Annotated in this window: 10 protein-coding genes and 2 pseudogenes; 5 read left to right on the top strand and 7 right to left on the bottom strand. The window is 38.6% G+C overall.

Translation table 11 applies throughout. The features are described from left to right. Nucleotides 1-411: 411 nt before the first annotated feature. Entirely contained in the window at nt 412-1617 is a 1206-nt protein-coding gene (locus AAHT65_RS09965) for a Bcr/CflA family efflux MFS transporter (RefSeq protein ID WP_343311435.1), read from the bottom strand. Nucleotides 1618-1788: 171 nt separating this feature from the next. Here AAHT65_RS09965 and AAHT65_RS09960 point away from each other — a divergent pair, with 171 nt between their 5' ends. Beyond that, nucleotides 1789-2259, top strand: coding sequence for a DinB family protein (locus tag AAHT65_RS09960; RefSeq protein ID WP_088116598.1), 471 nt, complete (start codon nt 1789-1791; stop codon nt 2257-2259). Between the two features lie 68 nt (nt 2260-2327). Here the strand turns inward: AAHT65_RS09960 and blaOXA are convergent, their stop codons facing one another. Further along, nucleotides 2328-3143: a class D beta-lactamase gene (gene blaOXA, locus AAHT65_RS09955; protein WP_343311434.1), complete on the bottom strand. Its 816-nt coding sequence runs from the start codon at nt 3141-3143 to the stop codon at nt 2328-2330. A 601-nt stretch (nt 3144-3744) separates the two neighbouring features. Between blaOXA and AAHT65_RS09950 the strand changes: the two genes are divergently transcribed. From AAHT65_RS09950 to abc-f, 3 genes are all read left to right on the top strand, one after another. Then, a complete protein-coding gene (locus AAHT65_RS09950) occupies nt 3745-4356 on the top strand; it encodes a DUF2306 domain-containing protein (RefSeq protein ID WP_088118447.1) in 612 nt (203 codons plus the stop codon). A 252-nt stretch (nt 4357-4608) separates the two neighbouring features. Continuing rightward, entirely contained in the window at nt 4609-5040 is a 432-nt protein-coding gene (locus tag AAHT65_RS09945) for a hypothetical protein (RefSeq protein ID WP_088116596.1), read from the top strand. Between the two features lie 1078 nt (nt 5041-6118). Beyond that, nucleotides 6119-7753 carry a ribosomal protection-like ABC-F family protein gene (abc-f, locus tag AAHT65_RS09940; RefSeq protein WP_343311433.1) on the top strand — a complete coding sequence of 545 codons (1635 nt, stop codon included), beginning with the start codon at nt 6119-6121 and terminating at the stop codon, nt 7751-7753. A 40-nt stretch (nt 7754-7793) separates the two neighbouring features. Here abc-f and AAHT65_RS09935 read toward each other — a convergent pair. From AAHT65_RS09935 to AAHT65_RS09925, 3 genes and pseudogenes are all read right to left on the bottom strand, one after another. After that, nucleotides 7794-7877, bottom strand: a pseudogene (locus AAHT65_RS09935) (TetR/AcrR family transcriptional regulator); the annotation flags it as partial. 232 nt (nt 7878-8109) lie between these two features. Beyond that, nucleotides 8110-8226, bottom strand: a pseudogene (locus AAHT65_RS09930) (methyltransferase); the annotation flags it as partial. A 76-nt stretch (nt 8227-8302) separates the two neighbouring features. Beyond that, nucleotides 8303-8722, bottom strand: a complete 420-nt coding sequence (locus AAHT65_RS09925; RefSeq protein ID WP_061572263.1) for an Lrp/AsnC family transcriptional regulator — start codon at nt 8720-8722, stop codon at nt 8303-8305. Nucleotides 8723-9017: 295 nt separating this feature from the next. Between AAHT65_RS09925 and AAHT65_RS09920 the strand changes: the two genes are divergently transcribed. Next, entirely contained in the window at nt 9018-9779 is a 762-nt protein-coding gene (locus AAHT65_RS09920; RefSeq protein ID WP_343311432.1) for an MBL fold metallo-hydrolase, read from the top strand. A gap of 86 nt (nt 9780-9865) precedes the next feature. Here the strand turns inward: AAHT65_RS09920 and AAHT65_RS09915 are convergent, their stop codons facing one another. Both AAHT65_RS09915 and AAHT65_RS09910 read right to left on the bottom strand, forming a co-directional pair. Then, complete coding sequence (locus tag AAHT65_RS09915; protein WP_315916486.1) at nt 9866-10639, bottom strand: GNAT family N-acetyltransferase; 774 nt, start codon at nt 10637-10639, stop codon at nt 9866-9868. A 218-nt stretch (nt 10640-10857) separates the two neighbouring features. Continuing rightward, nucleotides 10858-12306, bottom strand: coding sequence for a PLP-dependent aminotransferase family protein (locus AAHT65_RS09910; RefSeq protein WP_343311431.1), 1449 nt, complete (start codon nt 12304-12306; stop codon nt 10858-10860). Between the last annotated feature and the right edge of the window lie 16 nt (nt 12307-12322).

Genomic DNA, 12322 nt, shown 5'->3' with positions numbered 1-12322 from the left:
GAATTTGATGCTGAATGAAAAATAATAAAAAGTCCCCTTCGGCATCTTCTGCCGAAAATATCTTGTATGCTCTAAAATCCTTGTCAGTCCCTTGATTTTTTACAGCTTGAACAAAGCACTGCCCGTTTGCCGATAACTATCTGAGATAAACTCTGATAAAGAATTTTCCGGGCAGCGTCCGCGTCATAATTTGAAAAATCATCCAGTTTTAAAAAACATGTTTCTCCCCTCTTTTTCGTATTGTTAAATACATTGAATGTCCTTTACCTGACAATCGTTTTACAGCCTCTCGTGGCGATTTAGTTAAAACTAGCAAATAAAAAAAGACCAGGGTGATAGAACCCTGGCATCAGTGAAAAACCGATATGATAAACCTAATAAACAAGAGCACAATGGTGTTTATATCTTTCCTTATTGTTGCTCTGCCTTTTGCTTTGTTAGTTTAAAAAAGGCCAGAGAACCAATAACAGAAGTTATAAACATGATGGCTCCCATCGGAATTGCTGTCGTTTCGTTAATTCCCACAAGAGGTGAGACAATGGAGCCCAGCAGTAACGGAAGCATCCCTAACATCGCACTTGCACTCCCTGCGCGGTGCCCTTGGTTTTCCATTGCGAGCGTAAAAGTGCTTGTCAGAACCATGCCTATCGTGATCATATAAATAAAGATCGATATGACCAGTGTTATCAGCGGACCGTGAACTATTGTCATGGTCAGCAGAACGGCGGTTGCAATGAAAGCAGTAATAACTGCAATTCGAAGCAAACTTTTTTCATGAATGATTCCGCCAAAGCGCCCTATAATAAAACTCCCTGTAATAATGGCCAAGCCGTTAATGCCGAATAGAATACTAAACACTTGAGGCGATACCCCGTAAATATCCTGATATACAAAAGGCGTTCCAGATACATAAGCAAAACTTCCACCGTGAATAAAACCGACGGTCAGTGCGTAGCCAATAAAAGACCGATCCTTCATCAAACTGCCCATGGTTCTTACAGATGTTCCGATTGAGCTTGGAATCCGCTTCTCTGGCGGTAAAGTTTCTTTTAGTCTTAAAGCAATAATCAGAACGAGTATAAATCCGATTAATGTTAAAAAGTGAAAAATAGTATGCCATGTTGCAAATGGTAAAAGTAAAATCGCGCCGCCTGTCATTGGCGCAACCATCGGCGCGACCGCAGTAATAACCATTAAAAGCGAGAAGAATTTCGAAAGCTCTCTTCCGGTAAAGACATCCCGCACGATGGCACGCGAGAGCACAAGCCCTGCTGAGGCAGTAAATCCCTGTAAGAATCGTGCAGTCACTAATGTGGTAATGTTCGGCGAAAGCGCACAAAACAGAGAAGATAACGCAAATAAAAAAATGCATATTAATAAAGGTTTCCGTCTCCCCTTCGCATCACTGACCGGTCCGACAATAATCTGGCCAATGGTAAGCCCGATCAGACAGGCTGTTAAGCTTAGCTGGACAAGCGATGCACGGGCAGATAAGTCATCAGCAATTTCAGGAAAGCTGGGCAAATACATATCTATATTAAGCGGTCCCAGTATGGCAAGCATACCGAGAAGAAAAGCTAATGCCAAACGCTCTTTTCCAGTTGGATTGTGCAGCATATCATATCAAGACCTTTCCTTTATGTTCTGGTTTCATTTTGTGTTCTGCTACTGATGAAAGGCTGCAAAACATTTGTATATTGTACCATATCTTTTTAACAGTTAAAGCTGATTACCCAAGAACATTTATTCCTGTATAATGAAGTTATGTCTATTAAAGGGGGATATTTTATGAACTCAATTGATGTAATTGTTTTGAACTTTCATGAAGTCAGGAGAAGAAGCATAAAAGTATGGACGTCTATTCCTGAAGAAAAGCTCCATTGGAAGCCAGATCATGAAGCAATGAGTTGTTTAGAAATGATTCGGCACGTATTGGAAAGTGAACATTATTACCATTTAGCAATTAAAAATAGAGGGAGTTTATCCGTCTTCAATTCCCCTTTCGAACATAGACCTTTCACCACTGTAACTGATGAATTGGCATTTGCGGAGCCATATCGCAATCAGTTCATCGATACGATCAAAACATTTTCCGAGAAAGACTTAGAAGATATAAAAATTGACCGAACTGATGCGGGGTACATAAGAGATTTAGGTGACATGCTGCTGCGGGTTGCCTATCATGAATCTGTTCATGCCGGTCAGTTATTGGATTATTTAAGAAGTGCAGACGTTCCAAGGGTCCGGATTTGGGATTGAGCTTATTGACGCGTCACAATACCTTTCAAGCAATCTCCCGAAATACAAAAAAAGAGTAGACGCATAGTCTACTCTTCAGTATTTAATTTATATTTCTTTAAAATATCCATTGTGATGTTTTTAGCTTCTGCACCTGTTCCATCAATATTCGTAACAAAACTATACGCTCGATTGTCTATTTTCACAAAACCGACAAACCACCCTATGCCTGTCCCTGAACCTGTTTTTCCGTAAAGAGTAGAGTGATCCTCTTCCGCCTGAATCATCATCCGTTTTACTGTTTTCATGACATCCTTATCAAAAGGCAGGTTCTCTTTATACAATCTTTCCATAAAGTCTGCTTGTTCTATCGGAGAAATTTTGAGTGTGCTGCTTAACCAAAACTGGTCAATTCCACCGCTTATATCTTGGTTGCCATAGGAAATTTTTTCGATCCATTCCTTCATTCGACTTTCTCCCATGTCACGGGCCATCGCTTGATAATACCAAACAACTGAATGCCTCATCCCAGACCCAAGCGTGTGATCTTGATTCCAGATGTCAATTTCCCGCTTCACACCATCCCAATATTTAATGGAGTATTCATCTTCTACAGCTCCTACCTGTAATCCAATAAGTGCATTAGGAACTTTGAAAGTCGATTGCGGTGCAAATCTTTGGTTGGCGCGTTCCTGATTATAGATAAATGTTTTGTCTTTTTTCATATCACGTAATATAAACGTTCCGTCATGATCGGCAAAAAATTCATCGACATCGAGCTTTTTGATATTCAGATTCTTTTCGGCAGCACTAGCTTCGCTTATTGGCTGTACACTTGTCGTAAATAATAGACCGGCTGCACCAATAAAAGCTAAGAAAACTGCTGACATCTTGCGTTTTTTCATATTTATTCACCTCAAATTCTCCGCTCAATACTAAGAAGAGAGACTTTTTCTTTCAGAACTTAGAGTTTAGGTCAGAAATATAGAAGACATATTTTTTCTGCAAACAGAGCAGATGTTTTAACAAACGATAACCAACCCATTATTTGTATGAAAGGCAATCTGGATAACTTTCCGGGGCATACCTGTACCAACAGTTTTTCCGCCTTTACTTTTGAGCCCCCACCAATTTGTTGGCCAGCATAAAAAGCCATTTTTAGACTAAGGAACCAATGAAAGTTTCTACAAACAACAACTCCTTCCTTTTTCAATTTTTAGTATAAACAAACCCTGTTGTTTTTTCCATATCTTACATTTTTATTCACCTATAAGTTTAGCTGATTTACTTTCGTCGATTGGGAATGTGGAGACGATTATGCGAATGGTCCGACTCTCAACAAAATATGCTCCGGGGCCTCCATTCCATTGCGGTTTGCCATTGAAGGCCCCTTCTTCTATGATAAAAAAAGCAAAGCAACACACTTAACAGCATCCATTGAAGGAGGAACATAAACTGAGTCAGAGAAAGTTTCAAGGTCCAAAAATGACATACATGTATTCGACAATGCTGATTTTTATCATAATCTATATTTCTTACACTCTGCTTGAGAATTTGGTTACAGACTCGCAATCTGCAGATTTTCTAAGCCATAAAACTGTACTGCGTGATTCGTTTAATCTTCCGTTTTGGTTAAATGTCATGTATGTACACGTGATTTTTGCATGTTTCGCCATGTTAACTGGAGCAATTAATTTCTCCGGAAAAATATTAACAAGCAGCCGTAAGTTCCACCGATTGAACGGTTATTTCTATTTCATTTCTGTACTTATTGTGACGCTGTCGTCGGGCTATATGGCACCTCACTCGACCGGAGGAAGAATCGTAAGTATAGCTTTTAATATGGTGAATATCATCTGGCCGGCGATGATAATAATCGCTATATATCAAATTAAACGAAAGCAGTTCAACAAACATCGGAAGTGGATGATTCGAAGCTATTTATTCTGCTTTACCAATTTGTTCATTCATATCATTACTTTTATATGTACTAACGGATTGGGCTTCATTTATGAAATCAGTTACACGATTGGAGTTTATGGAGCAATTACGCTTAACGTTGTCATAGCTGAATGTATCATTCGATTTATTTTTAAAAAGAGACTAAACACCCTGTGATATCCAAACAAGGTGAGCGCCATAATAACACTTTTGATATATAGTCAAAATAACCATTGATGCATGTGGACGCACTTATATCCTAACAACCAAAAGGAAATGCCGGATAGATTGGATATCTACTCCTTTACGGCAATACATATTCCAACTAAGCAAAGTTGAGCAATATCAAATTGTTGTTCTGAAAAACGAAAATTATGATAAGCTTCTATTAACAATATTTTTCCAAGTGTATGTTAGGAGTGATTTTTTGTGAGGAAACTAGTTTTGGTGTCTTTTTTTCTAATAATTATTCTAGTAAGTATTATAGTGAGTTTTTCACTATATAATGGAAAACATAATAAAGAACTAGAAGAATCTATTAATTCGGCTTTCAAGGAAAACAGTGTGGAGAAAATTGACTTAAACTCCTTAACAGACTTTGATTGGGATAAAGCTTATATATTTCCGCCTTACACCCCGCAAGAAAGTATAAATGAGCAACTCGGTATAAATTTCAAGGATCCAAGCAGCATAGATTATAGAGATGATATTTATTTAATTGTATTTGTTAATCATGATAAGGTCGTTCATTATGCAGAAATAAGTCGTGAAAATGGAGATGTTTCAACTCCGGATGACGCACTTACCCCATCAAATGCAACCTTAAAGATTAATAGAGATGTCTTGAAAAAAGCGGAGTGATGGGGTCCCGATTTTATCAAAAACGGAGTAGACAAATGTCTACTCCTTTATTTTAACCCTCTTCTAATAATTCACCAAAACGTCGTGCAACCTGTCAGCAAACTCTTTAGGATGGATTCTATAGCCGTTATGATTCCGGGAAATTCTACAATTTCTGCTTCTAATTGTTCTCCTAATGCCCGGGCACAATGATAAGGGAAGAAGTCCCGTGAAGTACTGAGGAAGATTTTAATATATCTAAATCGAACGTACAGCTGCAAATACCTGGTATTTCATACGTGATAAAGTACTTAAGATTACCGATCATTCGCTTTGTATGCTCGTCATTTATCGGATGAGATTGATCATCAGATTCTCTGCCTAAACTTGACGACAATTTTATGTTCTCAAGGCGAAGATCCTTTTTTAGATTTTCCATGAATTGCTGAGGACATTGCTGAAACCATTTGTTATACACTTCTTCAAAAGTCACTAACAGGACAAATCATTAGAGCAGACAATGGTCAAACTATGTAAGAAACCATTCCCCTGCCCAAGTTGAATGGTCGGAAGCATTCCATGCACCTATTTCTATTCAGGAAGACGTGTAAAGGAGCAAGCAGAGCGAGCATTGCAGGGAACATGATGTAATACGTAAGAGGGCAGCTTTAACGTTGTCCTTTGATTTTTGTTTAGCATGGCAAGAAAAGAAAATGAGAGGCCTTTCAGGTGTATGCAAATCCGTTTTTATTGATATCCGCGTCACCCTCACGTCTTGCCATTCATATTTTATATCGAAGTGCCTTATGGGAATTTGAAATGAATTCCCAATTTACTTTTGCTTTAACAAATGAGTTTATGCTATATTTATGTTAATAACATGAGAAGGGATGATGGGTGGACGATGATTAACTAATCTTATTTTTAACGTTTGAAATTGATATTTCAAATCATACAAAATAGGATTAGTCTGCCCATTTTCTATATACGTAAGCGCTATTTCTGAAGAATAGCTTATTTAATTATGGCAAAGGCACGGCTAATCCTTCCAAAACATTTGGGAGGATTTTTTTGTTCTCCCTTAAAGCGAGGGATATAGATGAAAGAACGATTAAAACTTACAAACGTCAGCTATGAAGTGAAGGATCTTACCGTTTTTAAAAACATAAATGCCAGCGTTCAGCAAGGAGATATCATTGGGATTATCGGTAAAAATGGAGCTGGAAAATCGACGCTGCTTCACCTGATCAACAAGGACTTAACTCCGTCACAGGGACAAATCCAATGGATGCAGCACGGCTTAAAAACGGTGCTGGTTGAACAGGAAACTGAATCGTATTCCTTTGAAAATCAGACACCTGCCGAAGTGAAACTGCTGGAGAAATGGAACGTGCCAGCCCGTGATTTTCGTCAGTTAAGCGGCGGAGAAAAACTGAAAGCACGGCTGGCAAAAGGGCTATCAGAGGATGCAGACCTTTTCCTATTAGATGAACCGACAAACCATCTTGATGACATAAGCTTGCAATTTCTCATTCAACAGCTGAAAAATGTTACCGGCACTGTCATTCTCGTTTCGCACGATCGGTATTTCTTAGATGAAGCTGCCACGAAAATATGGTCAATTGAGGGCCACACGCTGACTGAATACAAAGGGAATTACTCTGGTTACATGAAGTTCCGGAAAGAGAAAAGACTGACCCAGCAGCGCGAATATGAAAAGCAGCAGAAAATGATTGAACGGATTGAATCACAAATGACAGAACTCACTTCATGGTCGAAAAAAGCCCACGCACAATCGACGAAAAAGGAAGGGTTTAAAGAATACCATCGTGTAAAAGCAAAGCGCACAGATGCCCAGATCAAATCGAAACAAAAGCGGCTTGAAAAAGAACTCGAAAAAACAAAGACTGAACCTGTCGATCCGGAATATACTGTTCGTTTTTCAATTGATACAACTCATAAAACAGGAAAACGGTTTTTGGAGGTTCAAAACCTGACGAAGTCATTTGGCGAAAAGACACTGTTTCAAAACGCCCGCTTTACGATTCAGCACGGAGAAAAGGTTGCCATTACAGGCCCAAACGGCAGCGGAAAAACAACCTTATTGAAAGTCATTCTTGGACAGGAAACGGCAGAGGGAAAGGTGTGGATATCACCATCTGCAAAAATCGGTTATTTAACACAGGAAGTATTTGATTTGCCTTTAGAACAAACACCGGAGGAGTTATTTTATCAAGACACGTTCGAGGCGAGAGGAAACGTGCAGAATATCATGAAGCGATTGGGATTTACAGCTTCTCAATGGACAGAACCAATTCAACATATGAGTATGGGTGAGCGTGTAAAGTGTAAGCTGATGGCATATATCTTAGAGGAAAAAGACGTGCTGATATTAGATGAACCGACCAATCACCTCGACCTGCCGTCACGCGAACAGCTGGAAGAAACACTGTCACAATACAGCGGCACACTGATTGTGGTATCACACGACCGTTATTTTCTCGAGAAAACAACGGACAGTAAACTCGTTATCTCGAACAATCATATTCAAAAGCAACTAAACAAAGCTCCTGCCAAAAGAAATGACCAGGAGGAGCTCCGCTTACAGCTTGAGACAGAAAGACAAGAGGTGTTAGGCAAGCTCAGTTTTATGACGCCAAATGATAAAGCGTACAAGGAGCTTGATCAGGCTTTCAATGAGCTAACGAAACGAATCAATGAACTGGATCAATAACGTTTAAAGAATACCAAGGGCTGTTTGCCCTTGGTATTTTTCAAGCTTTCGCCTCCAACCCTCGCCAAAAATTATCGAAGAAAATATCTAAAGACCGCTCAAATGATTGTTTATTCTCGTAAACCGTGAATGTTCAGCCATACCATTCAAAGAACCGAAATTTATTTGATGAAATTGATCATGAGAATGTAAATCCAAGTCCTAAAAAGCTGCATTAAAAAAGACGCCTGTGAATGGACGTCTTTGTGTGCCTTTTTTCATCAATTGTCGGCCATTCAGTTGAACAGCTAATGCAGCGCGCGCCTCCCTGTTCCCATTCAAAGAACTCCACAGATCCAGATGATATTCGTAATTTGTTAATCACCGCTCTTTACCTTTGCTACAGTCACCCCGTCACCAATTGGAATAAGAATGGATTCCAATTGCGGATGATTCGCTACAGTCTGATTAAATGTCTTCATCACTTCAGTATGTTCCGCCTTATAACAAAAACCAAAAGCTGACACCCTTGGTTTTTTTAGCATTTATATATTCTTACTTTATGCATGTTTATTGTTGCATGTTATTAATAATAATAGACAATTTATAGTTTACATGCTTATTTAAGCCTACCAAAAATTCATCTAACAATTCGTTAGAAGGAAATCTGCATTCCAGAAGATAACAGCCATCCCCGCTGATTTTATAATTATTGATAACGTATGTCTCTTGCGTTTTTATAAAAGAAAGATAAGGCTGATGATGCGTGCTTTTTGTATAGATATTAATCAAAGCATGGATAGAATATCCTAATTTGTCTTGATTCACTTTAATGGTATAACCCTCAATCACTCCGTTATCTTCTAATTTGGCAACTCTGGATGCAGCGGCTTGCCCCGTCAAATGAACTTTCTCTCCTAATTCTTTCATTGTAATACGGCTGTTTTTAGATAACTCTTCTATGATTCGCATATCCGTGTGATCCAACATCATATCCTATCCTTTCAAAAGCATATGAAAACATCGTATGCGCAAAGTAATTTGGCAGCAGTAAATTGGCACCCATGTCCGATTTCCGAGAACACATTCACTTTTAAACCCCGGGCACTATTTTAATTGACTCCTGTATACTCTCCAATCAGGATGCGCTCTAGCCCGTTCGATGTTCATGTAATAGGGTCTTTCAAAATTCAAGTGAAACGGCAAAAAGACTTGATTTCATCCATGTATTTGGTGATTGGTCATAGTATAAGCTATACGTATATCAAAGAAAAGGAGTTTTAACATGAACATTCAACAAATTCGTAATGCCACACTTGTTGTCGAATATGCAGGCAAAACGTTTTTAATAGATCCTATGTTAGCAGAAAAGGGCACTTACCCTCCATTCCCAAATTCACCAAGACAAGACCAAAAAAATCCTTTAGTCAGCTTGCCGACATCAGTGGATCATATGATCAACAATCTTGATGCAGTCATTGTCACTCATTTGCATTTAGACCACTTTGATGATGCAGCCAAAGACATGTTGCCAAAAGACATGAAAATGTTTGTACAAAATGAAGAAGATGCGAAAGAAGTAAGAAGCGCCGGTTTTCAAAATGTCGAGATTCTCACAACCGATACAGACTTTGAAGGTATTCAATTGATCAAAACCAAAGGCGAGCACGGCAGAGGAGACATTTTAAAACTTGCCGGTCTTGTATGCGGTGTCGTGTTCAAACACCAAAGCGAGAAAACGTTATATGTAGCCGGAGATACGGTTTGGTATGATGCGATCCAAGAAGAGATCGATACACACCAGCCAGAAATCATTGTAGTGAATGGAGGAAACAATCAATTCTTTGAGGGCGGCTCTCTCGTCATGGGGAAAGAAGATATCTATGAGACGCATCAAGCTGCCCCTTATGCAAAAATAATCGTGAGCCATATGGAAGCGGTCAACCATTGGGCATTATCCAGAGAAGAATTAAAAAGCTTTATTCATGAAAAAGGCATGTCATCTCATGTACTAGTGCCGGATGATGGCGAATCATATTCATTTTAAATGGAGAAAAGAGTTCTTGTGGATAAGCATGATATTCTCCGTCAGCTTGGTGCTCAAGAAAAGACCCTTCCTTAGAAGGGTCTTTTTTAACCTGATTTTTTAAAAAAGATGGAGTATTTGGTTGATATCTCAAATCCTAGTTTTTTGGCTAAATGAATAGATGATTTGTTGCTGACATCACAATCCCAGCTAGGGCTGACGCCGTTTTCGAGACAATCATTTATAAACTTACTTCCAGCTATATAAGCGAACCCCATCCCTCTATATTCTTCACGTGTATAGATATCCATTTCCGCACGATTGCCGCCTAGAAATATGGAAGTGCACTCACTGACAACATGATTGTCATACAAAACAGCAAATCCAAATCCGTTTTTTAAAAAATTCGAGACTGAACCCCAATATTCCTCATAATAAGCTTTTTGAAATTCAGTGCTGCTTGAAATGATATCTTCATTTATTCTTTTTAATGTAAATCCCTTTGGAAGCTGAAAAGCCTTTTTGGCAGAAATTTGTTGAGAAAACGCATATCGCATCATTTGGTTCAATTCATCATGCAGTACAGTTTTTACTACGCTGTCCCATGAACAATTGGGAGAAAACAGAGTAAATCTTTTTTTGGATTTAGCTCTCTTTTTGTATAATTCAACGATAAATTCATTAACATTTTGATTCCTTTCATCCCCTGCAACATAATAAATTCCTGAGCTGGTTCCTATCAGAAACGATTGATCATCTGCATAAACAACTCCCGGAACTGTTTGTTCTAATATTGAATAGACAAATGTCGGGCAACATGTTTCTTTATTATGTATCAATGTTTTGGCATCACTATATTGTTCTTTTTTTACCTCCTGCAAACTGTTCCCTCCTATCACTTTCTCTCTTTATTCTATCCGTAAAAGAATTCCCCTCTTTTAAGAGACACTTCTGTTTTTAAGAACAGCCAGTAAGATGAGGAGATACCTACTCCTCTGCATATTCATTTTATAATTTCTAAGAACGTATAAAAATAAAAACATACCAACATTGTTTGGTATGTTTTTTGATGGATAGGTTCTCAACATTGAATGCATATTTATTTACTTGCCAGTTCCTTAATGATCAAACTTAATTCATAAATTCCCTTTTGGAGATCTTCAAGGGATGCATAAGCGTATGACAAGCGAATATAATTGCCTTTTTCCTGAGCATAGATACTGCCAAGATTGAGAAGAATCCCTTTTGTTAAGGCTTTTTTATAAAGTAATTTCATAGATATCGAAGGCAATATTTTTAACCAGATAAAGAATCCCCCCTTTGGAATAGTCCAGACAGCTGCATTCTTCATATTGGTTTCTAAAGCACTCGTAACAAATTGCCTTCTTATCTTTAATTGATGTCTCACCCGTTCTAAATGCCGCTGATATTGGCCAGATGTAAACCATTCCGCCGCAACTCTTTGAGATAACGAACTGGATCCGTAATCTGTCTGCATTTTAATGTCAGATAAACGTTCAATCACTGGCTCCGGCCCGACTATCCATCCAATCCTTAAGCCTGGGCTTAGCGTTTTCGATAAACTTCCTACATATAGCACATGACCGTTTTTATCTATTGTTTTAATAGGATATGGCGGGATTTCATCTATCCACAGCTCACGATATATGTCATCTTCAATAATGGGAAGCTGTGTTTTCTCGCTTGCTGCAAGGATTTCTTTCCGCCGCTCTTCTGACATTAAGATACCGGTCGGATTATGAAAACAAGGGTTTGTATATAATATGGCTCTTCCCCGTTCTCCCTTTGTCATATGAATACGGTTTGGCAAAAGCCCCTCTTTATCCATAGGAAGTCCGGTCAGATTCATTCCGGCTGATTGAAATACATGTAATGAATAAAGATAAGACGGCTGATCAAGAAAAACAGTTGATCCTCTTTTCAAAAGCCCCATTGATATAAGCTGTAAGGCTTGCAGTGCTCCTGAAACAATAAGAATGGATGAAGGTGAAGCATGAATCCCGATTGTTTTTAAATAATCACTCAATGCCTCTCTTAAAGGTAAGTATCCTTTTGGTTCCTCATATCCGAACGCCTCTATGTTTTGAGATACCTTGCCCATAATTTCTTTCATAGCAGACAAAGGAAAAATCTCATTTGAAAGTTCTCCTTTGCTGAGCTGTATAAGATCAGAATTTGATTCTGATTTATTGATCTCTTGAACAATTCTTCGGCTTGGCTGCTGGATTCCCGAAGTTACGTATTTCTCCCAATTGGGTGCAGAATTCTTAGCCAACAGTGTCCAAGTATTGTTGATGACAACTGTTCCTTTACCCATTCTGCCTTCAATTAACCCATCTGCCATCAATTCCTCTAACGCTGTGATAACTGTGCTTCGATTTACATGAAAGTCTTTTGCAAGCGTGCGCTGGCTTGGAATCTTACTTCCAATCGGCCACTCTCCATTTCCTATTTTCTCTTTTATATAATCAATGATTTGTAAGTACTTAGGAAGCTTTCTAACTGTTTTTTCTTCTGTAAAGCTCATCAAAAGCAGTCTCCTT

The organism is Bacillus atrophaeus (assembly GCF_039519175.1).
GTDB lineage: Bacteria > Bacillota > Bacilli > Bacillales > Bacillaceae > Bacillus > Bacillus atrophaeus.
This window is presented reverse-complemented; position numbering and strand designations above follow the sequence as displayed.